Source organism: Stenotrophomonas sp. 22DLJC03, assembly GCF_056861405.1.
The window spans coordinates 214,631-237,800 of sequence record NZ_JBSPUG010000002.1 but is presented as its reverse complement, the minus strand read 5'-3'; the positions used below and the strand labels follow the sequence as shown (position 1 = coordinate 237,800).

Here is a 23,170-nt window from a genome sequence, read left to right as displayed (position 1 = left end):
GCTACCCTCTGCGACGGGTCGCCACAGGCGATCCAAACGACCATACGCCGTAGTATGCTTATCCAACGCACCCCTCCAGAGGACCTGCGCCCATGCTCCACCGTTTCCGTATCGCCTTGATCGTCCTGTGCACCCTCGCCCTTGTTGCCTGCAACAACGGCATCGTCAAGCGTGTTTCGGAACCGGCGGCCAGCCTGCAGCAGCTGACCGTGCGCGCCGACGGCAACTGGACCGTAGCCCTGCGCCTGCAGAACTACAGCTCGATGCCGATGACCTTCGATGATGTCTCCCTGGCCCTGACCGTCGGCGACACCGAAGCCGGCACCCTGCAGGCCAAGCCTGGCATCTCCATCGGCGGCACCTCGGCCGACGTCATCAATGTCGACCTCGTGCCCAGCTCGGCCGCACGCCTGGTGGTGGCCGACGCGCTGGCTGGCAATCGCACCCTCGCTTATGGCCTGAAGGGTTCGGTGGCGGCCACGCCGCAGGAAAAGAAGCAGCGCAGCTTCGACATCAGCAGCCGCAGCACCCTCAACCAGGCCCCGGGCCTGCCGGGCGTGCTGCGCTGACTCCACTTTCCGCCGCGGCGCCTGCCGCCGCTCCCCCTGTCCCTGATCGAGACGTACCTGATGAGCAGCTACACCGCCCCGCTTTCCGACCTCCGTTTCGGCCTGCACGACGTGCTCAAGGTCGAACCCCTGTTCGCCCGCCTGGGCTTCACCGACGCCACCGCCGACGTGGTCGATGCCGTGCTGGAAGAAGCCGGCCGTTTCAGCGCCACCGTGCTGGCACCGCTCAACAGCGTCGGCGATGAGATCGGCTGCGTGCTCGACCAGGCCAGCGGCGAAGTGACCACCCCGCCCGGCTTCAAGCAGGCCTATGACCAGTTCGTGGACGGCGGCTGGACCGGCCTGACCGCCGCACCGGAACTGGGCGGACAGGGCCTCCCGCACACGCTGGGCGTGCCGCTCAACGAAATGATCAATGCCGCCAATCTCGCCTGGGGCAATTTCCCGCTGCTCTCGCACGGCGCCATCGAAGCACTGAAGCAGCACGGCGAAGCATGGCAGCACGAGGCCTTCCTGAAGCCGCTGATCGAAGGCCGCTGGACCGGCACCATGTGCCTGACCGAACCGCACTGCGGCACCGACCTGGGCCTGCTCAAGACCAAGGCCGAGCCGAATGCCGACGGCAGCTATTCGATCACCGGCACCAAGATCTTCATCACTGCCGGCGAGCACGACCTGACCGGCAACATCGTGCACCTGGTGCTGGCCAAGCTGCCTGATGCGCCCCCGGGTGCGAAGGGCATTTCGCTGTTCGTCACCCCGAAATTCAAGGTCGACCGCGATGGCAACGTCGGCGAGCGCAACGCGCTGCGCTGTGGCTCGATCGAACACAAGATGGGCATCAAGGGTTCGGTCACCTGCGTGATGAACTTCGATGGTGCGCAGGGCTATCTGGTTGGCCAGCCGCACAAGGGCCTGCAGGCCATGTTCACCATGATGAACACTGCGCGCCTGGGCGTCGGCCTGCAGGGTATCGGCCTGTCCGAGCGCGCCTATCAGAACGCACTGAAGTACAGCCGCGAGCGCCTGCAGTCGCGTTCGCTCAGCGGCGCCAAATTCCCGGACAAGCCGGCCGATCCGATCCTGGTGCACCCGGATGTGCGGCGCATGCTGCTGACCATCAAGTCGCTGGTCGAAGGCAGCCGCCTGCTGGCACTGCACGCGGCCACCCTGATCGACGTCGCCCACCACGCCGACGATGCCGCCGAGCGTGAGCGCGCTGACACCCTTGTGAGCTTCCTGACCCCGATCTCCAAGGCCTGCCAGACCGAATGGGGCATCGAGAACACCTACAACGCCCTGCAGTGCTTCGGCGGCCACGGCTACATCCGCGAACACGGCATGGAGCAGCTGGCCCGCGATGCGCGCATCACCACGCTGTATGAAGGCACCACCGGCATCCAGGCGCTGGACCTGATCGGCCGCAAGACCGCGTCCAGCCAAGGCGCCGGCCTGAAGCTGATGCTGGCCGAGATCGAGGCGTTCGCCAAGGCCAACGAGGGCAACGAAGCGCTGGCCGAGTTCATCGGCCCGCTGCGCGCCAAGGCCGCCGAATGGGGCAAGCTGACCATGGATGTGCTGCAGCGTTCGGCCGCCAATCCGGACGAACTCGGCGCGGCCAGCTATGACTACCTGTTCTACTCGGGTTATGTGGTGCTGGCCTACTGGTGGGCCCGCAGCGTTGCCGCCGCCGATGCCAGCGCACACGGCGCAGCATTCGCCCAGGGCAAGCGCGAGACCGCACGTTTCTACTTCGCCCGCGTGCTGCCGCGCACCCTCAGCCACGCCGCCGCCATCCAGGCAGGCGCCGCACCGCTGATGGCAATGGACGACGAACGCTTCGGCGCCTGAGCCGGGCCGCCGCCGGCACCCGCAGAAGCCAAGGCTGGAGCTAAAGCAACAGCAACAGCTGGCTTCCTGCGGGATGGCAGGGCGGGTCCGATTGCGGGGGACGGTGCAAGTACGTCCTTGTAGCCTCGATCGCCGCATGCTCGTGTGCGCAGGCCTGCGCACACGGCAAGACCGGGGTTGGGCGTCCTGCCCAACCCGCCCGAGGCATGCCTCGGGCCCATGCGGCTCACGCCCCCGCAACTGGCCCCACCCCGCCCTCGACAGATTTCTGCTGCTGGTGGGTGTCGACCTTGGTCGACACGGTAGATCCACGCCACGCGTGGATGGAAACACCCAGAATCCATCTGGAGAAGAGCCCCCCTTTTGTTAAAGGGGGCGCGCCAAAGGCGCGGGGATTAGGAGGAATGCGCGGACCTGAATTGTTGCGTTTTGGGTATCGCCCAGGTGGCGATACCCAAAACGCAACAATTCAGGTATAAGCTGTTCTCCCGATGGAGACAGACACTACACGCTTGGGTCTGATCGAAGCCGGAGCTCCGATTTCTGCTCCGGGCGCCGAAGCATCGCCCAACGCCACGACGCTGCATCGCCCCGGTTCGGTCCGGCTGCTCTCGCTTGATGCCCACGGACGCGTACTGGACTGGATCACCTGGCAGGATGCTGCCTGCCTCTACGCGCGCGAAGCCGTCGCCTGGACGCTCGGCGATCCCTGCCTGCACATCCACGGCGGCACCAACCGCTTCAGCGGCCTGCAGAGCGGCATGGACCTGCACCCGATCATCGCCGCCCGCGGTCACGCCCGCTCCCGTGCGATCGATCCCACACCGAACCTGACCAACCCGGCCCTGTTCGCCCGCGACGCCCACCTGTGCATGTACTGCGGCCAGCAGTTCGGTCGCCCCACGCTCACCCGCGACCACGTCATGCCGCTGTCCAAGGGCGGCCTGGACTGCTGGGAAAACGTGGTCACCGCCTGCTTCCACTGCAACTCGCGCAAGAGCGACCGCACGCCCCAGCAGGCCGGCATGCCACTGCTGGCGGTGCCCTACCGGCCCAGCTGGATCGAGCACCTGATCCTGTCCAACCGCAACATCCTGGCCGACCAGATGGCCTTCCTGAAGGCGCAATTACCCAAGCGGTCAAAACTGAGCACCTGAATCGCCGAAAATGCAACCCTCACCGTCCTGTCACGGACGGCGGCGTTTGCTTGCCCCACCCCCGTTTGAGGGCGAAAATGGGCGTTCAGAACAAGTGCGAACATGATGATCGACTCTGCCCGCTATCCCCGCCTCGCGCGCATCCAGACACCGGATGACCTGCGCACGTTCGACGAATCCGAATTGACGGCGGTCGCCGATGAACTGCGCGCCTACCTGATCGAATCGGTGGGCAAGAGCGGCGGCCACTTCGCCGCCGGCCTGGGCGTGATCGAACTCACCGTGGCCCTGCACTACCTGTACCAGACCCCCGTCGATCAGCTGGTCTGGGATGTCGGCCACCAGACCTATCCGCACAAGATCCTCACCGGTCGCCGCGACGAGATCCATACCGTCAAACAGAAGGACGGCGTCGCGCCTTTCCCGAAGCGCGAGGAAAGCGAGTACGACACCTTCGGCGTCGGCCACTCTTCGACCTCGATCTCGGCCGCGCTCGGCATGGCCATCGCCCGCCAGTCCGAAGGCGACGACCGCAAGGTCGTGGCGGTGATCGGTGACGGCGCGATGACCGCCGGCATGGCGTTCGAGGCGCTGATGCACGCCGGTGGCATGGAGCCCGAGCCGAACCTGCTGGTGATCCTCAACGACAACAACATGTCGATCTCCGAAGCGGTTGGCGGCCTGACCAAGATGCTGGGCCGCGCCACCGGCAGCCGCACGCTCAACGCACTGCGCGAAGGCGGCAAGAAGATCCTGGGCGACAAGAAGAACAATCCCGCGCGCTTCGTGAAGCGCTGGGAAGAACACTGGAAGGGCATGTTCGTGCCGTCCACGATGTTCGAGGAAATGGGCTTCCACTACACCGGCCCGATCGACGGCCATGACCTGCCGGCACTGCTGTCCGCGCTGAAGACGCTGCGCGCCTCCAAGGGCCCGAAGCTGCTGCACGTGATGACCACCAAGGGCAAGGGCTACGAGCCGGCCGAAGGCGACCAGATCGGTTACCACGCGGTGGGCCCGTTCGATCCGGACAAGGGCCTGGTAGCCAAGGCCGGTGCCAAGAAGCCGACCTACACCGATGTATTCAGCGACTGGTTGTGTGACGCCGCCGCGGCCGAGCCGCGTCTGTATGGCATCACTCCGGCAATGCGCGAAGGCTCGGGCCTGGTGCGCTTCAGCAGGGAATATCCGCAGCGCTACTTCGATGTGGCCATCGCAGAGCAACACGCGGTGACCCTGGCCGCAGGCATGGCCACCCAGGGCGGCAAGCCGGTGGTGGCGATCTATTCCACCTTCCTGCAGCGCGCGTACGACCAGTTGGTGCATGACGTGGCCATCCAGGACCTGGATGTGCTGTTCGCGATCGATCGCGCCGGCGTGGTCGGCCCGGACGGCGCGACCCACGCCGGCAACCTCGACCTGAGCTTCCTGCGCTGCGTGCCGAACCTGGTGGTAATGGCACCGTCCAACGAAGCCGAGTGCCGGCAGATGCTCAGCACCGGCCTGCAGCACCCGGGCCCGGCCGCTGTACGCTATCCGCGTGGTACCGGCACCGGCGTGGCCGCCGGCAACGACCTGTCCACGCTGCCGATCGGCAAGGGCGAACTGCGCCTGCAGGGCAGCCGTATCGCCCTGCTCGCCTTCGGCAGCACCGTGGCTGCGGCCGAACAGGTCGGCCGCGAACTGGGCCTGAGCGTGGTCAACATGCGCTTCATCAAGCCGCTTGACCGCGAGCTGGTGCTGGCTGTCGCCGCCCAGCACGAGGGCCTGGTGACGATCGAAGACAACGTGGTGGCCGGTGGTGCCGGTTCCGGCGTCGGCGAGCTGCTCAATGCCGAGGGCGTGCAGCGCCCGATCCTGCACCTGGGCCTGCCCGACAGCTACCAGCACCACGCCAGCCGCGAGGACCTGCTGGCTGAAGCGGGTATCGATGCCGCCGGCATCCGCGCGGCAGTGCTCAAGCGCTGGCCGCAACTGGTGACCGGTACCCCGCCGCTGAGCGCGGCCGGCTGAGGCCGGCCAGCACCGCCTGGTGGATCCACGCACGGCGTGGGTCTACTGCGGACCGGAACATATCCACGCCATGCGTGGATGGCGGAACCCCGAAAACGCGCCCCGGCCCTCAGCCGTAGCTGACCGCCTCCACGAATGCACCACTGGCCTCCACGCGCACCGCCGCGCGCTGCCCGGTATCGACAAAGTGCAGGCGTGCGAGGGTTTCGGCGAAATCGTAGGCGCGGGCGCCATCACGGAACTCGATCGGCTCCGGCCTGTCCGGGTGCAGCACGCGCCATTGGCGCTGTTCGCATTGCAGGCGGATCAACATGCGGCTCACTCCTTGAGGCAGCGTATCGACGTTGGCGTACGACCGCACCGATACCGGCACGGACTGTCGTTGCAGATCAGGGACACCCGAAGACTCCCTGATCGCAGAAGATACGTTGTTCAAAATGTGAGCTGTATCAGATTATTCTGATTTTCGAGGGGGACGCTCAGTTCACCTGGAACTGGCCCCGGCAACCATTGCTGACCCAGATGCCGCGACGGTCCCAGCCCCAGGTCTGGCCTTCGATGCAGGCGCTGCGCGAATCCTGGCGGACCATGCGCACGCCACGGCGGATGCGGGCTTCGCAGTACTCCTGGCGGTGGCCGTTGGAATGACAGGTGACGACCTCGCCGCCACCCCAACCGTTGCCGTTGCCCCAACCGCCGCCATTGCCCCAGCCCCCACCGCGGCGGTATTCGCCGACAAACTCGGCACGGCAACCCTGGGTGACCCATATCCCGTAGCGCGATTGGCCCCAGGTCTCACCCTCGACACACGGCGAACCCGACAACTGGCGGATCATCCGGGCCCGGCCTTCCAGACGGCACTCATTGCTGCGGTTCTTGATCGACTCGCAGCGCACGATGCCACTGCCTTGGCGACCGCCATAGCGATCATCGTCATAACCGTAGCCATAGCTCTGCGCCTGTGCGCCACCGGCGGCTGCCAGCATCGGCAACAGGGTGCAGGCCAGGGTGCGCCAGGGGAGTGCCTTGCCCATCGATATCTCCAGATGAATACGATGGCGCAAGCATCAGTGATTCCCGACGCGGCGCACAGGGGGCGCGCAAAGACGGTTCTTTCCCCATTCAAACAACCCAACCGCGGCTGACCGCACCGGCGTCGCCTGGGCGTCATTCGACGATGAGCGCGTCCACGGCATTACCGAGTGCTTCGACCCGCACCCGACTGGGCTGGCCGGTACGACGGTGGTGCTCCAGGGCCAGTGCGGCGGCGGCGTCGAACGCGTCGGCACCGCGCGCATAACGGGCGGCATCAGGCGCGTGCGGGTCCAGCACGGACCAGTGCTGGTGGTTGCATCGGATAGTAATGACCATGAAAGGCTCCCGGGGGTTCGAAGATTCGTCGGCGGGTCCTACCGCCAGTGTCCCGTCAGGCTAGCGAGCGCCTCAGGAATGGCCTATCAGATTTGTACGAAAATGCCTCGGGATTCGGTCGGTCACCCCTGCCCTCACATCGCTGAGTCCATTTACCGAATTCATTTCGTGATCCTTGTCACGGAGTCAGCACGGCTTCACACTACTGTCACCAACAGGGGCCCCTTCCACATGCGCACCTTCTTTTTCCAGCAGCGTTCAACGCTTCTTAAGTTCTACTTCGTGGCCAGCTATCTGGTGCTGATCGAGGAACTGATCCGCGCCGTCGTGTAGAGAGCGCTTGCTGAAGGGTTATTTGCGACAGACACTGTCGCTTTAGGCACGGAGCCAGCCCGATGAAAGCACTTCTCCTGATTCCCGTCCTGATGCTCCTGACCGCCTGCGCGAGCCAGGACAAGGCAGCTGCGCGCGCTGACGCGGCAGCGGCCGCGCCGGCCACACCGATGGTCGGCGGTGACCGCGACGCCCACGGCTGCATCGGCTCGGCCGGCTACCAGTGGTGCGAACACAGCCAGCGCTGCGAGCGTCCGTGGGAACTGGCCAAGGCCCACGGCCTGGCCAATACCGCCGAGGCCATCGATGCCTACTGTGCGAAGCCGGCCAGCCCGGCCCGCAAGTGAGCCGCAGGCGCCATGGCTGAGCTGAGCCCACTGCCGACCCTCGCACCGGGTCGCTATCGCCATTTCAAGGGCGGCGAGTACGAAGTGATCGACATCGTCCGCAGCAGCGAGACGCTGGAGCCACTGGTGCTGTATCGCGCCCTTTATGGCCAGGGCGGCCTGTGGGTGCGGCCGTACCCGATGTTCGTCGAACAGGTGCCCGGCGAACACGGGCCGCAACCCCGCTTCGCTCGGATCGACGATTGACCGGAAGCTGCCGGCCGCGGCCGGCAGCGCGGCGCGGCGCATCTGCAGGCCTGCGCTACAATCGTACCGTCCAGTCGGTTTCTTCCCATCATGTCCGCATCCCCCTCCCGCTCGCGCCGCAAGGCGCCCGACAGCGTGCGCCAGTCACTGCTGCAGGCCACCATTGACGTGATCGGCCGAGATGGCCTGGCCGCATTGACCGTGCAGGACGTGGCCCACGCCGCCGGTGTCAGCAAGGGCGCGCTGTTCCACCACTTCAGCAGCAAGCAGGCACTGGTCGATGAAGCCATCGGCGCACTCATCGGCGAATTCGAAGCACGCGTGCGCGCCCTGCTGCTGCAGAGCGCACCTGGCCATGGCTGCTTCAGCCGTGCCTATGTGCAGGCCAACTTCGAACACCTGCTGCAGCAGGAAGAAGACAACGACATCGGCCTGACCCTCGGCAATCTGATGGAGCCGGCCCTGCTCGCGCATTGGCGCACCTGGAAGCGCGCCATGCTGGCCGAATTCCCTGACGAGGCCAACGATGCACGGTTGTATGCCGCGCGATGCGCCGCCGACGGCTACTGGGCTACCGCCTACGGCCGGCCGCTGGACGAAGAAGAGCGCCTCAACGCGCTGGCCATGGCCGAGCAGGCCCTGAAGTTGTGCGACCCGTTGTGAGCCGGAGCCTGCAATGAGCCCTTACGCCTGTCTTGCCGCTGCGATCGTGCTGGAAGTGATCGCCACCTCGCTGTTGAAGGCGTCCGATGGCATGAGCCGCCTGGCACCGACACTGGGCGCATTGGTCGGTTACGGCCTGTGCTTCTATCTGCTGTCAGTGACGATGAAGTCGATCCCCACCGGCATCGCCTATGCGATCTGGTCCGGTGTCGGCATCGTGCTGATCTCGCTGATCGGGCTGGTGGTCTTCAAGCAACGCCTGGATGCACCGGCGCTGATCGGCATCGGGCTGATCTGTGCCGGCGTGCTGGTGATCAACCTGTTCTCGCACAGCAGCGCACACTGAGCACGCTGCTGCGCGGTCAACGCTAGCTGACCTTCTTCGCTACGGTCATGCCGAGCAGGAACAGCACCACGGCGATGATGATGCCAGCCCAGAACAGGAACTTGGCGATGCCGACCGCGGCGCCGGCAATGCCGCCGAAACCGAGCACGCCCGCGATGACGCCGATGATGGCGAAGATGATGGCCCACTTGATCATGTCAATCCTTTCCCCACGGGGACTGCGTACTGGATGATCAGGCTAGGCCGTGGCCGATGCGGCAGTCGTGAACAGGCCGCGTGCGCGGCGTGAATCAACGCGGCCGGAAGCGCAGCAGCGCCACCGCGAAAGCCAGGAACACACTGCCCACCAGCCGCTCGAACCAGCGCCGTGCGAAGGGCTTGGCCAACCAGCGGCGCAGGCCATGGCCTCCGGCGGCATACATCACGTACCAGAACAGCTCGCAGGCAGCGAAGGTGGTGACAAGCACGCTGTACTGCAGCGCCTGGCCGCGCGACGGATCGACGAACTGCGGCAGGAACGCCGCTGCGAACAGCAGCAGCTTGGGGTTGCTCAGGCCCACCAGAAGACCGCCACGGAACACCGTCCACGCACCATGTACCGGCATCGTCGGCAGTGCGGCATCGGTCGTCACCGGCGGTGCAGGCCGGCAGCTGTCGCGCCACGCCTTCAGGCCCAGCCACGCCAGGTAGGCCACGCCCAGGTAGCGCAGCACATCGAACAGCATCGGCGAGGAATGCAGCAGCGCACTCAGGCCGGCCGCGGACGCTGCCAGCACCAGCAGCATCGCCAGCAGGCAACCGGCCATCGCCGGCACGCTGCCGCGGAAGCCGAGCCCGACGCTGCGGCCAAGGATATGCAGCATGTTCGGCCCAGGCGTACCGCACAGCACAAAGACCGTGGCCAGGAACCACCACCAGGTATGCAGGGGCATTTCTTCAGTCGCTCCAGGAAACCCCGCCAGCTTAAGCGGTTGCCACCATCAGCGGCACATACAGCGCGGCGTGGATACAAGGGTTACAGATCCCGGCCATCGGCACCCGGACGCCATCTGTGCTGCAATGACGGCCCCTGGCATGGAGCTGCGCATGAAAACCCTGGGCCTGATCGGCGGTATGAGCTGGGAAAGCTCGGCGCAGTACTACCGGCTCATCAACGAGGAGGTGCGGCAGCGCCTGGGAGGCGCGCATTCGGCGCAGCTGCTGCTGTGGTCGGTGGATTTCGCCGGCATCAAGCAGCTGCAGCACGACGGCGACTGGGATGCACTGGGCGACCACATGGTCGACGCCGCACGGCGGCTGCAGGCCGGCGGTGCTGACCTGCTGCTGATCTGCACCAACACGATGCACAAGCTGACCGACCGTATCGAGGCCGCCTGCCCGCTGCCGCTGCTGCATATCGCCGACCCGACCGCATCTGCCATCGTGCAGTCGGGCATACGCAGGGTGGGCCTGCTGGGCACCGCCTTCACCATGGAACAGGACTTCTACCGCGGCCGGCTGCAGGATCGCTTCGGCCTGGAGGTACTGGTCCCCGATGCCGATGATCGTCGCAGCGTGCACGACATCATCTACCAGGAACTGATCGCCGGCGTGGTCAGTGATCGCTCGCGACAGGTCTATGTCGACGTGATCGCACGCCTGGTCGAGCGCGGTGCCGAAGCGATCATCCTCGGTTGCACCGAGATCATGCTGCTGGTGCGAACGGAGGACAGCGCCGTGCCGCTGTTCGATACCACCACCCTGCATGCGCTGGCCGCGGTGGACGCGGCACTGGCCTGAACCGATACCGGACAGGGCCCGGAATCAGTCCGCGCCCTGCACTTCCAGCGCGGTGATGAGCCAATCGACCACCGCCTGCGAATCACACAGGAAGAAGATGGCATCGCCGGAGCGCGCTTCGGTAAGCAGCCGATAGACGGTGATCGCCACCGCCGATTGGTTGGCGATGAACACTTCCGGACTGCGCGGTCCTTCGCTGTGGCCGGCCTCGGCGTGCAACGCCTTGCGCGCAGCCACGGTGGCAGCCGGGTCTGCGCTGCGGGTCAGTTCCGGCCCGCGCAGGCCCCAGGCGATGAACACATGCTTGCCCTTGAACGTGGTGTCCAGGACCCGCACCTCGGCGCCGCCTGCGTCGGCCGAGCGATGAATGACGGTACTGCTGATCAACGCAACCCCCTGTGGTCGTCGTGGTCCGCGCATCGTCCTCCGCAGGCCGCCCCCCCCACGCCAGTGACGACAGCCACAGGCTGTGCCGACAGGCGTGGGAGACATGTAAGAAGGTGTAAGCCGATGCGATCGGATGTGCAGCGATGATACGGGATGTAAGCCCCTGCATGGGCTGGCGCGCACTACTAAATCCCCACTGAGCCATCGCCGGAACGATCCGTTCCGGCAGCCCCGGGCTGGGCCATTCTTGCCACCCGTTCCCCACCCGAGGCTCCACATGACCCATCGCCTGCTGCTGCCGATCGCCGGCACCGCCCTTGCCCTGCTGCTGGCCGCCACCGCCGTGGCCGCCCAGGACTACGACACCGACCACATTCCACCGCTGCGCTGTGAGTCGCAGTTCAACAAGACCCAGCAGTGCCCGATCGAGGGCCGCATGCGCCTGGCAAAGCAGCTCTCGGTCACCCGCTGCGTCGAGGACAGGAACTGGGGCCAGAGCCGTCGCATGCTGTGGGTCACCGATGGCTGCCGCGCCGAGTTCGTTGCCGACGAACAGGAGCGCGGACGCTGGCCCGGGCGCGGCCGGGACCGCGACGATGACGGCGAACGCCTGGTCTGCGAGTCCTATGAAAAGAAGGAAAAGGAATGCCGCATCCGTGTTCGTCGCGACGTGCGCCTGGTCAAACAGAAGTCGGTGACGACCTGCATCGAGGATCGCAACTGGGGCTGGGACCGCCACGGCGTGTGGGTCAGTGACGGTTGCCGTGCCGAGTTCCGGGTGTATTGACTGCCGAGCACGCGCTGGCTGCGGCGGGTAGGCATGCGTGCGGGACAGAGCCGATAGACTATGGCCTGTACATGGCAGGGAGCGCGACATGGAACGATGGTATCTGGCGACGCTGTTGGCGTTGATCCTGCATCAGATCGACGCTGCGTTCTGGCAGGAATGGGCCATGTTCCATGTGCCCGGTGGCATCCAGAGCTTCCTGCTGTTCAACCTGCTTGCGATCGGCTTCGTGCTTTGGGGTTATCGCCAGACCCTGCTGGGCACATCGTCGGCGCGCGGCCATGCGCTGGTGTGTGGCGCGCTCGGTATTGGCACGGCGCTGATCCATCTGGCGTTTGCCCTGTTCGGTCGCAATGAATTCCACCTGCCGCTGTCGATCGCCGTCCTGCTCGCCTGCTTTGTGTCGGGCGGCGGCCTGTTGCTGCAGCTGCGCCGGCGATGAACCGGACGTCCTCTTCCCCGCACCTGCGCGACGGCATTCCGCAGGACGCAGATGCCTTGATCGCGCTCGACAGCGTGGCAGCCACTGATCCAGGGCGGATCATTCAGATTGGCGCCTGGCTGGCACGCGGCGGCGTGCAGGTTGCCGAGCAGAACGGCAGGGCCGTCGGCTACCTGGTCATTCATCACCACTTCTTCGGCGAAGCCTTCATCGAAATGCTGATGGTGGCGCACGCACAGCGCGGCCAAGGCATCGGTACCGCACTGCTGCTCCAGGCCATCGCATTGCATGGCCGGCGCAAACTGTTCACCTCGACCAATGCCTCCAACATCGGCATGCAGCGCCTGCTCGCTGCGTCGGGCTTCATCGACAGCGGCATCGTACACGGATTGGACGAAGGCGACCCGGAGCTGATCTACCGCTTCGCGGGTGCATGATCTCCCTCTGCCGCACGCACAAAAAAGCCCACGCATCGCTGCGCAGGCTTCTTGGTTCATCACAGTGGTCGGGACGGCCGGATTCGAACCGACGACCCTCTGCCCCCCAGGCAGATGCGCTACCAGGCTGCGCTACGCCCCGACTGATGCTGCGATGTGCCCGCCAGTGCGGCGGGCCGTGAAGTATAGCGGATTACGATGGAAATGGGGTCAGCGGCGCAGCAACTGCAGCACTTCTTCCAGCTCCATGCGCACCTGCTTGATGATCTGGTTGCTCAATGCCGATTCCTCGCGGGCATCGGGGCCATCAAGACGCAGACGCGCACCACCGATGGTGTAGCCCTGTTCGTACAGCAGGCTGCGGATCTGCCGCACCATCAGCACGTCGTGGCGCTGATAGTAGCGACGGTTGCCTCGGCGCTTGGCCGGCTCAAGGCTGGGAAACTCGGTTTCCCAGTAGCGCAGGACGTGCGGCTTGACGTCGCACAGCTCGCTGACCTCACCGATGGTGAAGTAGCGCTTGGCCGGAATCGGCGGTAGTTCGCGGTTACTGCCCGGATCCAGCATAAGCTTCCACCCTCTCCTTGAGCTTCTGGCCCGGACGGAAGGTGACCACCGTACGGGCGGAAATCGGAATTTCCTCGCCGGTCTTGGGGTTTCGACCCGGGCGCTGGTTCTTGCGCCGCAGATCGAAATTACCGAAGCCCGACAGCTTCACCTGACGTCCCTGTTCCAATGCTTCACGCAGCACATCGAAAAACGCGTCGACGAATTCCTTGGCTTCCCGCTTGTTCAGACCGACTTCGTCGAACAGCTTTTCCGCCATCTCCGCCTTGGTCAATGCCATTGCCTGCTACCCCCGAGTGCTGCCCGCTCAGCCGCGGATCCGGGCGTGGTGTTCACGCTCGATGGCAGTGACCGCCTCGGCCACCACCGCATCCACGTCGCGGTCCGTCAGAGTGCGCGACTTGTCCTGCAAAATCAAGCCCATAGCGAGACTCTTGAATCCCGGCTCGACGCCCTGGCCGACATAGCGGTCGAACAGGTTCAGGTCGCGCAGCAGCGGCCCAGCGGCCTGGCGGACAGTCGCCGCCAGCTCGGCCCAGGCCACCTGCTCAGGCACCAGGAACGCCAGGTCGCGGCGCACCGCCGGGAAGCGCGACAGCTCGCCGGCACGCGGCAGGCGGCGGGCGGACAGCGACTCCAGGTCCAGTTCGAAGGCATAGACATCGGCTTCGATGTCCATCGCCCTGGCCAGCCGCGGGTGGACCTGGCCGATCCAGCCGATCGCCACGCCGTCGCGGAAGACCTCGGCCGAACGTGCCGGGTGACCGTAGGCACGGTCCGACGGGCGGAACTCCAGTACCGCGCCACTGGCGGCGGCCAGCGATTCCAGGTCGCCCTTCAGGTCATGGAAATCGACCTTGCGGGTCGGCAGGCCCCACTGCACCGCCTGCGCTTCACCGCAGACCGCAGCGGCCACGCGCGGGGTTTCCAGCGGTGCCGGTTGCCCGTCACCGGCCTGCCGGGCGAATACCCGACCAATCTCGAACAGGCGCACGCGGCCCAGCTGGCGGGCAGCGTTGCGACCGAGCGTGGCGACCAGGCCCGGCAGCAGCGACGGGCGCATCACCGCCAGTTCGGCCGACAGCGGGTTGGCCAGCGGCACCAGGTTGTCGCGCAGCTGCCACTGGGTCAGCAGCGCATCGTCGACGAAGGCGAAGTTCACGGTTTCCTGCTGGTCACGGGCGATCAGCTGGCGACGCACGCTCAGCGCGTCCAGTTGGGTCTCGCTCGGCATCGCCACGCGCGAGGCACCGCCCGGCAGCGTGGTCGGAATCTGCTCGTAGCCGTGGATGCGGGCCAGCTCTTCGATCAGGTCTTCCTCGATGGCGATGTCGAAACGGCGGCTCGGCGCCGTGACCTGCCAGCCATCGGCGGTCGCAACGACGTCCATGCCCAGCGCGCGGAGGATGCGTTCGACTTCGGCATCGTCGATGGTGATACCAAGCACGCGGGTGATGCGGGCGCGGCGCAGCACGATCGTCGCCGGCTTCGGCAGGTCGCCGGCGCGCACGGCCTCGGTGACCGCTGCCGGGGTACCGCCGGCCAGGTCCAGCACCAGGCGGGTGGCGTATTCGATGGCGGTGCGCGGCAGTGCCGGGTCGACGCCGCGCTCGAAGCGATGGCCGGCATCGGTGTGCAGACCCAGCTTGCGACCGCGGCCCATGATCGCGGCCGGAGCGAAGTGCGCGGCCTCCAGGAACACGGCGGTGGTGGCGTCGGTGACACGGGTGTCGAAGCCGCCCATCAGGCCGGCCAGACCGACCGCACGATCGGCGTCGGTGACCACCAGGAAGCTGTCGTCCAGCGCGGCGTCGCGGCCGTCCAGCAGCTTCAGGCTCTCGCCGGCGCGCGAACGGCGCACGGCGATGCTGCCCTGCAGAGTACCGAGGTCGTAAGCATGCATCGGCTGGCCCAGCTCCAGCATCACGTACTGGGTGATGTCGACCAGCAGCGAGACCGGGCGCACGCCACTGCGGCGCAGGCGCTCGGCCATCCACAGCGGAGTCTTGGCGGCGGCGTTGACACCTTCGATGACACGACCGAGGTAGCGCGGCGCCTCGGCGCCGGCATCGAGCTGGATGGCCAACTCACGGCTGCCGACGGCGGGAATCGCCTCGGCGGTGAAATCCAGCACGTCGCTGCGGGTGGCCGCGGCGACGTCGTAGGCGATACCGCGCAGGCTGAAGCAGTCGGCGCGGTTCGGGGTCAGCTTGATCTCGATGCTGGCGTCCGGCAGGCCCAGGTACTCGACCAGGGTCTGGCCGACCAGCGCGTCGTCCGGCAGTTCCAACAGGCCGGAGGCATCGTTGTCCAGGCCCAGCTCCTTGGCCGAGCACAGCATGCCGTTGGACTCGACGCCGCGCAGCTTGGCCGGCTTGATCTTCAGCTCACCGATCTGCGCACCGACCATCGCCAACGGCGCGACCAGGCCCGGGCGTGCGTTCGGTGCACCGCAGACGATCTGCAGCAGCTCGCCCTGCCCGGCATCGACCCTGCACACCTGCAGGCGGTCGGCCTCCGGGTGGCGCACCGCTTCGACGATGCGTGCCACGACCACGTGATCAAGGCCTTCGCCCAGCGCGGTCACTTCCTCCACTTCCAGGCCGATGGCGGTCAGCACCGCGCTCAGTTCTTCGCGCGATGCGCTGGTCGGGACGTGGCTGCGCAGCCAGTTTTCGGAGAATTTCATGGTGTCACCCTGGTGGGCCCGGCGCATGCGCCTGGGCCTGCGTTGTTGAGTCCGCCGGGCATGGCCCGGCGCTACCTGGTGGTTTACGCGAACTGTTTCAGGAACCGCACGTCGTTCTCGAAGAACGCGCGCAGATCGTTGACGCCGTAGCGCAGCATCGCGAAGCGCTCCACGCCCATGCCGAAGGCGAAGCCGGTGTAGCGCTCCGGATCGATGCCGACATTGCGCAGCACGTTCGGATGAACCATGCCGCAGCCGAGCACTTCCAGCCAGCGGGTGCTGCCATCGGGCTGCTGCCAGGCGATGTCCACTTCCGCGCCCGGTTCAACGAACGGGAAGTAGCTGGGGCGGAAACGCATTTCGAAATCGCGCTCGAAGAACGCGCGTACGAACTCGGCCAGCGTGCCCTTCAGGTCGGCGAAGGTCGAATGCTCATCAACCAGCAGGCCTTCCACCTGGTGGAACATCGGCGAATGGGTCTGGTCGCTGTCGCTGCGGTACACCTTGCCGGCGGCAATCATGCGCAGCGGCGGCGCGTGGTCGCCCATGTAGCGCACCTGCACACCGGAGGTGTGCGTGCGCAGCAGACGGCCGTCGCCAAAGTAGAAGGTGTCGTGCATGGCGCGCGCCGGGTGGTGCGGCGGGAAATTCAGCGCCTCGAAGTTGTGCCAGTCATCCTCGATCTCCGGCCCTTCCGACAGCTCGTAGCCCAGCCGGCCGAAGATGCCGGTGATGCGCTCAAGGGTGCGGGTGATCGGATGCAGGCCGGCGCGCTCGGCGCTGCGGCCCGGTAGGGTGATGTCGATCGATTCGGCGGCAAGGCGCGCGTCCAGTGCGGCGTCTTCCAATACCGCCTTGCGCTCGCCCAGCGCGTGACTCAGCGCATCGCGGGCCTGGTTGATGGCTTCACCGGCAGCCTTGCGCTCGTCAGCCGGCAACGCGCCGAGCTGCTTGAGCTGCGAAGTGATGCTGCCGCTCTTGCCAAGCAGGGCCACGCGCAGCTGTTCCAGCACGTCGGGGCTCTGTGCGGCGGCCACATCGGCCAGCGCCTGGGTGGTGAGGGATTGGATGTCGCTCATGGGGGGCCGGAACTCCAGTCGATCTGCCATCGCGATGCGCGAAGGGCCGACCCCTGTCGCCACCGCCGTCCCCGCGCTGCCGCTGTGGCCACGCCGGGACCCAAAAAAGAATGGGGAAGGACTTGCGCCCTTCCCCATGCATTGCCTTGACCTGACACCGTTCCGAGGAACGGTTACGGCATCGGGAAGGACTTATGCCGCCAGCGCGCCCTTGGCCTTTTCGGCCAGTGCGGTAAAGCCGGCTGCGTCGTGCACGGCGATGTCAGCCAGGACCTTGCGATCCAGGGTGATGCCGGCCTTCAGCAGACCGTTCATGAAGCGGCTGTAGCTCAGACCATTGATGCGGGCAGCCGCATTGATGCGGGTGATCCACAGCGAACGGAAGTTGCGCTTCTTCTGCTTACGGCCGATGTAGGCGTACTGCTGTGCCTTGATGACCGCCTGCTTGGCAACGCGGAAGACCTTGCGACGGGCGTTGTAATAGCCCTTGGCGAGATCCAGAATTTTCTTGTGGCGGCGACGCGCCTGTACGCCACGCTTAACTCGTGCCATTTTTCAGTTCCTCAGAGGTAAGGGAGCATGCGGTCCAGACGGCCTGCGTCTTCTGCACGGACATGGCCCGTCTGACGCAGATTACGCTTACGCTTGGTCGCTTTCTTCGTGAGGATGTGGCTACGGTTGGCGTGGCCGCACTTGTACTTGCCCGAGGCGGTCTTGCGGAAACGCTTGGCCGCTGCCCGGTTGGTCTTGATCTTGGGCATTGCAATGTCCTTGATGGGATATGACCCTGGTTTCTGACTGATCTGGCGGCGGCCTGGGCCGCTCTTTCCGTCCTGCCATGATCGGCGTACGACCCGTCCTGGGTGGGTCGAGCCGGGCATGATACAGGCAAACAGGGGCCATCACCAGCCCCTGCCACCCTTTTCACGCCCGTCTTCACATCGCAGGCGGCGGAGCCGCCCGCACAAAGGCAAAAGGGCGCCAGCGGCGCCCTTTCACCTTTCCATTCAGCCGCCAGGCGCCCCGGAAGGCAGCCCGTCAGGCCTCAGGTTTTCTTCTTCGGCGCGATCATCATGACCATCTGACGCCCTTCCAGGCGCGGACGGGACTCGATGACGATGTCTTCACCCAGATCGGACTCGATCCGGTTGGCCATCTCGCGACCCAGTTCCTGGTGGCTCATTTCACGGCCACGGAAGCGGATGTTGACCTTGATCTTGTCGCCTTCTTCAAGGAAACCGCGCATCTTGCGCAGCTTGATCTGGTAGTCGCCCTCGTCCGTGACCGGACGGAACTTCACTTCCTTGATCTCGACCTGCTTGGTCTTCTTCTTGGCCTCGCTGGCCTTCTTCTGCGCTTCGAACTTGAACTTGCCGAAGTCCATGATCTTGCAGACCGGCGGGTCGGCCTGCGGCTGGATCTCGACCAGGTCCAGGCCCTCATCTTCGGCCATGGACAACGCTTCGTCACGCGTCAACACGCCGATCATTTCTCCGTCACTGCCGATCACGCGGACGCGCGGCACACGGATTTCCTGATTCTTGCGGTTCTGTTTGTTGTCAGGGGTACTGATATTGCGATCTCCCAAGGGTGTCGAACCCGGCCCGGGCGCCAATGCGCACGGGCCGGACCTTTGCTTACGCGCCCTCGGCCTGGAGCCGCTCGATGAAGGCCTGGAGGCTCATGCTGCCGAGATCTTCGCCAGAACGCGTACGCACCGCCACAGCGCCGTTTTCCTTCTCGCGGTCACCGATGACCAGCAGGTACGGCACGCGCTGCAGCGTGTGCTCGCGAATCTTATAGCCGATCTTCTCGTTACGCAAATCCGCGCTGACGCGGAAGCCTTGATCCGCAAGGGTTTTGGTCACGTCCGAGACGTATTCAGCCTGGGCGTCGGTGATATTGGCCACCACCACCTGGGTCGGCGCCAGCCAGGCCGGGAACTGCCCTGCATGGTGCTCGATCAGGATGCCCAGGAAGCGCTCCATCGAGCCGACGATGGCGCGGTGGAGCATGACCGGGTGCTTCTTCTGGCTGTTCTCGTCCACGTACTCCGCGCCGAGGCGGCCGGGCATCATGAAGTCGACCTGCATCGTGCCCAGCTGCCAGGTACGGCCGATGGCGTCCTTCAGGTGGTACTCGATCTTCGGGCCGTAGAAGGCGCCCTCGCCCGGCAGCTCCTGCCATTCCACGCCATTGCTGGACAGTGCCGAGCGCAGCGCGGCTTCGGCCTTGTCCCAGGTGGCGTCGTCACCCAGGCGCGATTCCGGTCGCAAGGCGATCTTGACCTGGATCTCATCGAAGCCAAAGTGCTGGTACACCGCCAGCGCCTGCTGGTGGAACGCGGTCACTTCGGCCTCGACCTGGTTTTCGGTGCAGAACACGTGCCCATCGTCCTGGGTGAAACCACGCACGCGCAGGATGCCGTGCAGCGCGCCGGATGGCTCGTTGCGGTGGCAGGCGCCGAACTCACCATAGCGGATCGGCAGGTCGCGGTAGCTGTGCAGGCCCTGGTTGAACACCTGGACGTGGCCCGGGCAGTTCATCGGCTTGAGCGCGTAGGTACGCTTCTCCGATTCGGTGAAGAACATCGCGTCCTGGTAGTTGTCCCAGTGGCCCGATTTCTGCCACAGCGACACGTCCAGGATCTGCGGGCAGCGCACTTCGCCGTAGCCGGTGCTGCGGTACACCTTGCGCATGTACTGCTCGACCACCTGCCACAGCGCCCAGCCCTTCGGGTGCCAGAACACCAGGCCCGGGGCCTCTTCCTGCAGGTGGAACAGGTCCTGCTGCTTGCCGATGCGACGGTGGTCGCGCATCTCGGCTTCCTCGATGCGCTTGATGTACGCCTCGAGCTGCTTCTTGTCGGCCCAGGCGGTGCCGTAGATGCGCTGCAGCTGCTCGTTCTGCGCATCACCACGCCAGTAGGCACCGGAAATGCGGGTCAGCTTGAAGGCCTTCAGGAAACGCGTGTTCGGCACGTGCGGGCCGCGGCACATGTCCACGTACTCCTGGTGGTAGTACATGCCCATCGCCTGGATATCGTCGGACATGTCCTCGATCAGGCGCAGCTTGTAGTCCTCGCCACGGGCCTTGAAGATCTCGACCACCTCGGCGCGCGGCGTCACCTTCTTGATGACGTCGTAGTCCTGGGCGATCAGCTCGCCCATGCGCTTTTCGATCGCAGCCATGTCTTCGGGCGTGAATGGGCGCTCGGAATAGATGTCGTAATAGAAACCCTCGGCGATCACCGGACCGATCACCATCTTCACGTCCGGGTACAGCTGCTTGACGGCGTGGCCAACAAGGTGTGCACAGGAATGGCGGATGATTTCCACGCCCTCCTCGTCCTTGGCGGTGATGATGCGCAGGCTGGCATCGTGGTCGATGACATCGCTGGCATCGACCAGCACACCATCGACCGAACCGGCGATGGTGGCCTTGGCCAGGCCGGCACCGATCGACTGGGCAACGTCCATGACGCTGACGGGGTTTTCGAATTCGCGGCGGCTGCCGTCGGGAAGAGTAATGTTGATCATCGCAGTGGCTTCGTGCGGGGCCCGCGCGGGCGGGCTGGAAAGCGGTTCCGGGCCAGCGCCCGGGCAATAAAAAAGCGCCGCGAGGGCGCCGGGAACTCGGGCCTTCGGGGGCAGGTCAACAGTGGGCGGTGGTAGTGCTCATGTCGCACGCTCGGCCGGCGCTGGGCGCGGGCCACCTTGTTCCAGTCAGGATTCAACAATGATCTTAAACCAGCGCACGGGAAAGCCCAAGGGCTACCGTACGGCCCGCTGAATGGGCTTCGCTGGCGGCGTCAAATTGCAATGATTACCATGTCGGCGCAGGTCGCCCCGTGCCAGCCTGCCCGCTTCCCCCCAGGACCCCGTGATGCGCCACCCGCTCCGACCGGCTCCCGCCGGCCCCGCCCGTGCCCCGCGTTCGCCAGCCCGCTGCGGCGCCGGTCGCGTGCAATGATCACCGTCGGCCTTTCCACGCTCGGCTTCTGCAGCCTGGGCATGCTGGCAGCGATGTTCTCGGCGCTGGCGTTCTATGCCGCCTCGACGCACTGCCGCTGGCCACGCCTGCGCCGCGCCGGCCGCCTCGGGCGGCAGATCGGTCTGGTCGCGGCCGTTGCCGCGCTGTGGCTGTGGATGGCCGAGCTCGGATTTGCCGCCGGCCTGGTGGCGATGCTGTGCACCTGGATGCTGGCGGCGATGCTGCTGCCGGCACTGGCCGCCTGGCATCGTCCCGGCACGGAGTCGCCCTGATGTGGCCGCGCGCCTTCGCAGGCATTGTTGCCGGCTTCTTCCTGGCAGCCGCTGTAACCGGCCTGCTGGCGTGGCTGCCGCCCGGCCCCTGGCAGCGTGCCCTGGTCCCCACCCTGATCGCTTTCATCCCGCTATGGATGCTGGCCGCCCTGTGGGCATTCAGCTTCCGCAGCGCGCTGCGCGCCTGGCTGGTGCTGGCGGGCAGTGCCACCGTCGGCTTTGCCGCGCTCGGGCTGCTGCGCCTCACCGGCGCGGTGCAATGAGACACACCCCATGAAGTTCAGTTCGCAGACCCTGCGCACGTTCACCACCCTGCACACCTGGGTCGGCCTGGTCGCCGGCTTCGGCCTGTTCGTAGCCTTCTATGCCGGTGCACTGACCCTGTTCCACCACGACCTGCCGCTATGGCAGACCCCGGGCGCAGCCAGCGCATTGCCGGCCGGCCTGGACGACGCACAGTACCTGCTGGAAGACGTGCTGGCCGCGCATCCGGAGGCGCGCCGCCACATCGGCATGACCTTCCCCGGCGCTGAACACCCGCAACCGCTGGCGTACTGGCAGGCGGACGACGGCAGTTGGCGCTACGCCTGGCCAGGGCAGATCGCCGGCAGTCCGACGCCGCCGCAGACCGGGCTGGCCGAACTGGTCAACGAACTGCACTACAGCCTCGGCCTGCCGGTGGCCGGTATCTACGTCATGGGCATCGTCAGCCTGCTGTATGGCATGGCCCTGCTCAGCGGCCTGGTGATCCACCTGCCGAAGTTGTTCGGCGACCTGTTCGCACTGCGTCCCGGCCGCAATCTCAAGCAGTTGTGGCAGGACGCCCACAACGTGATCGGCGTGCTCAGCCTGCCCTTCCACCTGATGTTCGCGGTGACCGGCGCTCTGCTTTGCCTGGTATTCGTGCAGATGGCACTGCTCAATCCGTTGATCTACGACGGCAAGGCGCTGCAGGCAGTGCCGACGGCGATGGACACCGCACCGGTGCGCGAGGCCACTGGCATCCCGGCGCCGCCGGGCAGCCTGCGCGTGCTGCATGCACGGGCACTGGAAGTCGCGCGGGCACAGGGTGTGGCCAGTTTCGAGCCAGCCTACCTGAAGCTGGCCAACGCCGGCGACGCCAACGCCACCATCGAGATCACCGGTGAATCCAGCGGCACCCTCGGCCCGCTCGGCACGGTGGCGCTGGACGTGGCTACCGGCAACGTCCTGGCGTCCCAGCTGCCCGGCCAGCGCGACGCCAACCATGCCACGCTCAGCGCTGCCTATGCGCTGCACTTCGGCGAGTTCGGCAACGGCGTGGTGGTCTGGCTGTACTTCCTGCTCGGCCTGGGTGGCGCCTTCCTGTTCTACTCGGGCAACCTGCTGTGGATCGAGTCGCGGCGCAAACGCCGCCAGCCGCAGCAGCCACGCGCCGGAGTGAACATGGCGCGGGCCACGGTCGGCGTCTGCATCGGCCTCTGCGTGGCGATCTCGGTCGCATTCGTCACCGCTCTGGTGCTGGAGCGGCTGGCCCCCTCCACGGTCGACCACGGCATCCGCTGGGCCTGCTTCGGCAGCTGGGTGTTGTGCGCGTTGTGGGCAGCACTGCGACGGCCGGCACAGGCCGCACGCGAGTTGCTGTGGGCCGCAGCGATCAGTACCGCGCTGGTGCCGGTCGTGCACGGCGCACTCAATGGTGACTGGTTGTGGCGCGCGGCCGCGCGCGGCCACTGGCCGCTGTTCTGGGTCGATGCGATCGCGCTGGCCATGGCCTTCGGCTTCGCCCGCCTGGCGGTGGCCAGCCAGCGCCGTGCCCGCCACGGCGATCCGAACAGCGTCTGGGCCGATTGAGCCTACGCC

Annotated in this window: 29 protein-coding genes and 1 tRNA gene; 15 read left to right on the top strand and 15 right to left on the bottom strand. The window is 66.1% G+C overall.

Annotated features, from left to right (window positions below):
- Positions 1-92 precede the first annotated feature (92 nt).
- The 4 genes from AC13GA_RS06980 to dxs all read left to right on the top strand — a co-directional run bounded on the left by AC13GA_RS06980 (position 93) and on the right by dxs (position 5,590).
- Positions 93-569, top strand: coding sequence for an LEA/WHy family protein (locus AC13GA_RS06980; RefSeq protein WP_006380397.1), 477 nt, complete (start codon positions 93-95; stop codon positions 567-569).
- 60 nt (positions 570-629) lie between these two features.
- Positions 630-2,420, top strand: coding sequence for an acyl-CoA dehydrogenase C-terminal domain-containing protein (locus AC13GA_RS06975; RefSeq protein ID WP_012511679.1), 1,791 nt, complete (start codon positions 630-632; stop codon positions 2,418-2,420).
- Between the two features lie 491 nt (positions 2,421-2,911).
- Entirely contained in the window at positions 2,912-3,577 is a 666-nt protein-coding gene (locus AC13GA_RS06970; RefSeq protein WP_046985953.1) for an HNH endonuclease, read from the top strand.
- Positions 3,578-3,682: 105 nt separating this feature from the next.
- Entirely contained in the window at positions 3,683-5,590 is a 1,908-nt protein-coding gene (dxs, locus tag AC13GA_RS06965) for a 1-deoxy-D-xylulose-5-phosphate synthase (RefSeq protein WP_482997761.1), read from the top strand.
- 109 nt (positions 5,591-5,699) lie between these two features.
- On the opposite strand, the gene AC13GA_RS06960 is transcribed toward dxs, so the two are convergent.
- The 3 genes from AC13GA_RS06960 to AC13GA_RS06950 all read right to left on the bottom strand — a co-directional run bounded on the left by AC13GA_RS06960 (position 5,700) and on the right by AC13GA_RS06950 (position 6,961).
- Positions 5,700-5,903 carry a hypothetical protein gene (locus tag AC13GA_RS06960; RefSeq protein WP_005417823.1) on the bottom strand — a complete coding sequence of 68 codons (204 nt, stop codon included), beginning with the start codon at positions 5,901-5,903 and terminating at the stop codon, positions 5,700-5,702.
- Positions 5,904-6,069: 166 nt separating this feature from the next.
- Positions 6,070-6,624, bottom strand: coding sequence for a DUF3011 domain-containing protein (locus AC13GA_RS06955; RefSeq protein ID WP_295378208.1), 555 nt, complete (start codon positions 6,622-6,624; stop codon positions 6,070-6,072).
- Between the two features lie 133 nt (positions 6,625-6,757).
- Complete coding sequence (locus AC13GA_RS06950) at positions 6,758-6,961, bottom strand: hypothetical protein (protein ID WP_046983951.1); 204 nt, start codon at positions 6,959-6,961, stop codon at positions 6,758-6,760.
- 395 nt (positions 6,962-7,356) lie between these two features.
- Between AC13GA_RS06950 and AC13GA_RS06945 the strand changes: the two genes are divergently transcribed.
- The 4 genes from AC13GA_RS06945 (at position 7,357) to AC13GA_RS06930 (ending at position 8,896) form a co-directional block, all read left to right on the top strand.
- A complete protein-coding gene (locus tag AC13GA_RS06945; protein WP_482997760.1) occupies positions 7,357-7,641 on the top strand; it encodes a hypothetical protein in 285 nt (94 codons plus the stop codon).
- A 12-nt stretch (positions 7,642-7,653) separates the two neighbouring features.
- Entirely contained in the window at positions 7,654-7,887 is a 234-nt protein-coding gene (locus AC13GA_RS06940) for a DUF1653 domain-containing protein (protein ID WP_046983954.1), read from the top strand.
- A 90-nt stretch (positions 7,888-7,977) separates the two neighbouring features.
- Entirely contained in the window at positions 7,978-8,550 is a 573-nt protein-coding gene (locus AC13GA_RS06935; RefSeq protein WP_482997759.1) for a TetR/AcrR family transcriptional regulator, read from the top strand.
- 13 nt (positions 8,551-8,563) lie between these two features.
- Positions 8,564-8,896 carry an SMR family transporter gene (locus AC13GA_RS06930; protein ID WP_136639966.1) on the top strand — a complete coding sequence of 111 codons (333 nt, stop codon included), beginning with the start codon at positions 8,564-8,566 and terminating at the stop codon, positions 8,894-8,896.
- Positions 8,897-8,918: 22 nt separating this feature from the next.
- Here AC13GA_RS06930 and AC13GA_RS06925 read toward each other — a convergent pair whose 3' ends face one another.
- Complete coding sequence (locus AC13GA_RS06925; RefSeq protein ID WP_006380555.1) at positions 8,919-9,092, bottom strand: DUF1328 domain-containing protein; 174 nt, start codon at positions 9,090-9,092, stop codon at positions 8,919-8,921.
- Between the two features lie 94 nt (positions 9,093-9,186).
- Entirely contained in the window at positions 9,187-9,828 is a 642-nt protein-coding gene (locus AC13GA_RS06920; RefSeq protein WP_482997758.1) for a LysE family translocator, read from the bottom strand.
- Between the two features lie 142 nt (positions 9,829-9,970).
- On the opposite strand from AC13GA_RS06920, the gene AC13GA_RS06915 reads away from it, so the two are divergent.
- The gene (locus tag AC13GA_RS06915) at positions 9,971-10,675 is read left to right on the top strand and encodes an aspartate/glutamate racemase family protein (protein WP_308518121.1); all 705 of its coding nucleotides are present in this window, start codon (positions 9,971-9,973) and stop codon (positions 10,673-10,675) included.
- Between the two features lie 24 nt (positions 10,676-10,699).
- On the opposite strand, the gene AC13GA_RS06910 is transcribed toward AC13GA_RS06915, so the two are convergent.
- A complete protein-coding gene (locus AC13GA_RS06910) occupies positions 10,700-11,095 on the bottom strand; it encodes a hypothetical protein (protein WP_046983958.1) in 396 nt (131 codons plus the stop codon).
- A 244-nt stretch (positions 11,096-11,339) separates the two neighbouring features.
- Here AC13GA_RS06910 and AC13GA_RS06905 point away from each other — a divergent pair, with 244 nt between their 5' ends.
- The 3 genes from AC13GA_RS06905 (at position 11,340) to AC13GA_RS06895 (ending at position 12,728) form a co-directional block, all read left to right on the top strand.
- Positions 11,340-11,849, top strand: coding sequence for a DUF3011 domain-containing protein (locus tag AC13GA_RS06905; RefSeq protein ID WP_253078210.1), 510 nt, complete (start codon positions 11,340-11,342; stop codon positions 11,847-11,849).
- An 88-nt stretch (positions 11,850-11,937) separates the two neighbouring features.
- A complete protein-coding gene (locus AC13GA_RS06900; RefSeq protein WP_482997757.1) occupies positions 11,938-12,291 on the top strand; it encodes a DUF6713 family protein in 354 nt (117 codons plus the stop codon).
- The gene (locus AC13GA_RS06895; RefSeq protein ID WP_482997756.1) at positions 12,288-12,728 is read left to right on the top strand and encodes a GNAT family N-acetyltransferase; all 441 of its coding nucleotides are present in this window, start codon (positions 12,288-12,290) and stop codon (positions 12,726-12,728) included. The genes AC13GA_RS06900 and AC13GA_RS06895 overlap by 4 nt, the downstream gene beginning before the upstream one ends.
- A gap of 65 nt (positions 12,729-12,793) precedes the next feature.
- Here AC13GA_RS06895 and AC13GA_RS06890 read toward each other — a convergent pair.
- The 9 genes from AC13GA_RS06890 to thrS form a co-directional block, all read right to left on the bottom strand.
- A tRNA-Pro gene (locus AC13GA_RS06890) sits at positions 12,794-12,870 on the bottom strand.
- 68 nt (positions 12,871-12,938) lie between these two features.
- The gene (locus AC13GA_RS06885; RefSeq protein ID WP_005410431.1) at positions 12,939-13,295 is read right to left on the bottom strand and encodes a MerR family transcriptional regulator; all 357 of its coding nucleotides are present in this window, start codon (positions 13,293-13,295) and stop codon (positions 12,939-12,941) included.
- Positions 13,276-13,575, bottom strand: a complete 300-nt coding sequence (locus AC13GA_RS06880) for an integration host factor subunit alpha (protein WP_005410432.1) — start codon at positions 13,573-13,575, stop codon at positions 13,276-13,278. The genes AC13GA_RS06885 and AC13GA_RS06880 overlap by 20 nt, the downstream gene beginning before the upstream one ends.
- A gap of 27 nt (positions 13,576-13,602) precedes the next feature.
- Entirely contained in the window at positions 13,603-15,984 is a 2,382-nt protein-coding gene (gene pheT, locus AC13GA_RS06875; protein WP_482997755.1) for a phenylalanine--tRNA ligase subunit beta, read from the bottom strand.
- 83 nt (positions 15,985-16,067) lie between these two features.
- On the bottom strand, positions 16,068-17,063 hold the full coding sequence (locus tag AC13GA_RS06870; protein WP_012511694.1) for a phenylalanine--tRNA ligase subunit alpha: 996 nt from the start codon (positions 17,061-17,063) through the stop codon (positions 16,068-16,070).
- A 192-nt stretch (positions 17,064-17,255) separates the two neighbouring features.
- On the bottom strand, positions 17,256-17,615 hold the full coding sequence (gene rplT / locus AC13GA_RS06865) for a 50S ribosomal protein L20 (RefSeq protein ID WP_006380762.1): 360 nt from the start codon (positions 17,613-17,615) through the stop codon (positions 17,256-17,258).
- Between the two features lie 11 nt (positions 17,616-17,626).
- Positions 17,627-17,824, bottom strand: a complete 198-nt coding sequence (gene rpmI, locus AC13GA_RS06860) for a 50S ribosomal protein L35 (RefSeq protein ID WP_005410436.1) — start codon at positions 17,822-17,824, stop codon at positions 17,627-17,629.
- Between the two features lie 284 nt (positions 17,825-18,108).
- Complete coding sequence (gene infC / locus AC13GA_RS06855; RefSeq protein ID WP_136639961.1) at positions 18,109-18,651, bottom strand: translation initiation factor IF-3; 543 nt, start codon at positions 18,649-18,651, stop codon at positions 18,109-18,111.
- Between the two features lie 49 nt (positions 18,652-18,700).
- The gene (thrS, locus tag AC13GA_RS06850; protein WP_046983963.1) at positions 18,701-20,602 is read right to left on the bottom strand and encodes a threonine--tRNA ligase; all 1,902 of its coding nucleotides are present in this window, start codon (positions 20,600-20,602) and stop codon (positions 18,701-18,703) included.
- Between the two features lie 429 nt (positions 20,603-21,031).
- Between thrS and AC13GA_RS06845 the strand changes: the two genes are divergently transcribed.
- Genes AC13GA_RS06845 through AC13GA_RS06835 form a run of 3 tightly spaced genes read left to right on the top strand, consistent with a single transcriptional unit; the run spans position 21,032 to position 23,161 of the window.
- Entirely contained in the window at positions 21,032-21,328 is a 297-nt protein-coding gene (locus tag AC13GA_RS06845) for a hypothetical protein (protein ID WP_046983964.1), read from the top strand.
- Positions 21,328-21,591, top strand: coding sequence for a hypothetical protein (locus AC13GA_RS06840; RefSeq protein ID WP_482997754.1), 264 nt, complete (start codon positions 21,328-21,330; stop codon positions 21,589-21,591). The genes AC13GA_RS06845 and AC13GA_RS06840 overlap by 1 nt, the downstream gene beginning before the upstream one ends.
- 10 nt (positions 21,592-21,601) lie before the next feature.
- Positions 21,602-23,161, top strand: coding sequence for a PepSY-associated TM helix domain-containing protein (locus AC13GA_RS06835; protein ID WP_482997753.1), 1,560 nt, complete (start codon positions 21,602-21,604; stop codon positions 23,159-23,161).
- The last annotated feature ends 9 nt before the right edge of the window (positions 23,162-23,170 follow it).

What these genes read in the sequence shown, in the direction of transcription:
- AC13GA_RS06950 (WP_046983951.1), bottom strand. Translation starts at nt 6,961, where the DNA reads ATGGTCATTACTATCCGATGCAACCACCAGCACTGGTCCGTGCTGGAC.
- AC13GA_RS06835 (WP_482997753.1), top strand. Translation starts at nt 21,602, where the DNA reads ATGAAGTTCAGTTCGCAGACCCTGCGCACGTTCACCACCCTGCACACC.
- AC13GA_RS06845 (WP_046983964.1), top strand. Translation starts at nt 21,032, where the DNA reads ATGATCACCGTCGGCCTTTCCACGCTCGGCTTCTGCAGCCTGGGCATG.
- thrS (WP_046983963.1), bottom strand. Translation starts at nt 20,602, where the DNA reads ATGATCAACATTACTCTTCCCGACGGCAGCCGCCGCGAATTCGAAAAC.
- AC13GA_RS06895 (WP_482997756.1), top strand. Translation starts at nt 12,288, where the DNA reads ATGAACCGGACGTCCTCTTCCCCGCACCTGCGCGACGGCATTCCGCAG.
- rplT (WP_006380762.1), bottom strand. Translation starts at nt 17,615, where the DNA reads ATGGCACGAGTTAAGCGTGGCGTACAGGCGCGTCGCCGCCACAAGAAA.
- AC13GA_RS06910 (WP_046983958.1), bottom strand. Translation starts at nt 11,095, where the DNA reads ATGCGCGGACCACGACGACCACAGGGGGTTGCGTTGATCAGCAGTACC.
- AC13GA_RS06960 (WP_005417823.1), bottom strand. Translation starts at nt 5,903, where the DNA reads ATGTTGATCCGCCTGCAATGCGAACAGCGCCAATGGCGCGTGCTGCAC.
- AC13GA_RS06840 (WP_482997754.1), top strand. Translation starts at nt 21,328, where the DNA reads ATGTGGCCGCGCGCCTTCGCAGGCATTGTTGCCGGCTTCTTCCTGGCA.
- AC13GA_RS06955 (WP_295378208.1), bottom strand. Translation starts at nt 6,624, where the DNA reads ATGGGCAAGGCACTCCCCTGGCGCACCCTGGCCTGCACCCTGTTGCCG.
- AC13GA_RS06900 (WP_482997757.1), top strand. Translation starts at nt 11,938, where the DNA reads ATGGAACGATGGTATCTGGCGACGCTGTTGGCGTTGATCCTGCATCAG.
- AC13GA_RS06970 (WP_046985953.1), top strand. Translation starts at nt 2,912, where the DNA reads ATGGAGACAGACACTACACGCTTGGGTCTGATCGAAGCCGGAGCTCCG.
- rpmI (WP_005410436.1), bottom strand. Translation starts at nt 17,824, where the DNA reads ATGCCCAAGATCAAGACCAACCGGGCAGCGGCCAAGCGTTTCCGCAAG.
- pheT (WP_482997755.1), bottom strand. Translation starts at nt 15,984, where the DNA reads ATGAAATTCTCCGAAAACTGGCTGCGCAGCCACGTCCCGACCAGCGCA.
- AC13GA_RS06975 (WP_012511679.1), top strand. Translation starts at nt 630, where the DNA reads ATGAGCAGCTACACCGCCCCGCTTTCCGACCTCCGTTTCGGCCTGCAC.
- AC13GA_RS06930 (WP_136639966.1), top strand. Translation starts at nt 8,564, where the DNA reads ATGAGCCCTTACGCCTGTCTTGCCGCTGCGATCGTGCTGGAAGTGATC.
- AC13GA_RS06885 (WP_005410431.1), bottom strand. Translation starts at nt 13,295, where the DNA reads ATGCTGGATCCGGGCAGTAACCGCGAACTACCGCCGATTCCGGCCAAG.
- AC13GA_RS06915 (WP_308518121.1), top strand. Translation starts at nt 9,971, where the DNA reads ATGGAGCTGCGCATGAAAACCCTGGGCCTGATCGGCGGTATGAGCTGG.
- AC13GA_RS06980 (WP_006380397.1), top strand. Translation starts at nt 93, where the DNA reads ATGCTCCACCGTTTCCGTATCGCCTTGATCGTCCTGTGCACCCTCGCC.
- AC13GA_RS06945 (WP_482997760.1), top strand. Translation starts at nt 7,357, where the DNA reads ATGAAAGCACTTCTCCTGATTCCCGTCCTGATGCTCCTGACCGCCTGC.
- AC13GA_RS06920 (WP_482997758.1), bottom strand. Translation starts at nt 9,828, where the DNA reads ATGCCCCTGCATACCTGGTGGTGGTTCCTGGCCACGGTCTTTGTGCTG.
- AC13GA_RS06940 (WP_046983954.1), top strand. Translation starts at nt 7,654, where the DNA reads ATGGCTGAGCTGAGCCCACTGCCGACCCTCGCACCGGGTCGCTATCGC.
- AC13GA_RS06925 (WP_006380555.1), bottom strand. Translation starts at nt 9,092, where the DNA reads ATGATCAAGTGGGCCATCATCTTCGCCATCATCGGCGTCATCGCGGGC.
- AC13GA_RS06870 (WP_012511694.1), bottom strand. Translation starts at nt 17,063, where the DNA reads ATGAGCGACATCCAATCCCTCACCACCCAGGCGCTGGCCGATGTGGCC.
- dxs (WP_482997761.1), top strand. Translation starts at nt 3,683, where the DNA reads ATGATCGACTCTGCCCGCTATCCCCGCCTCGCGCGCATCCAGACACCG.
- AC13GA_RS06880 (WP_005410432.1), bottom strand. Translation starts at nt 13,575, where the DNA reads ATGGCATTGACCAAGGCGGAGATGGCGGAAAAGCTGTTCGACGAAGTC.
- AC13GA_RS06935 (WP_482997759.1), top strand. Translation starts at nt 7,978, where the DNA reads ATGTCCGCATCCCCCTCCCGCTCGCGCCGCAAGGCGCCCGACAGCGTG.
- AC13GA_RS06905 (WP_253078210.1), top strand. Translation starts at nt 11,340, where the DNA reads ATGACCCATCGCCTGCTGCTGCCGATCGCCGGCACCGCCCTTGCCCTG.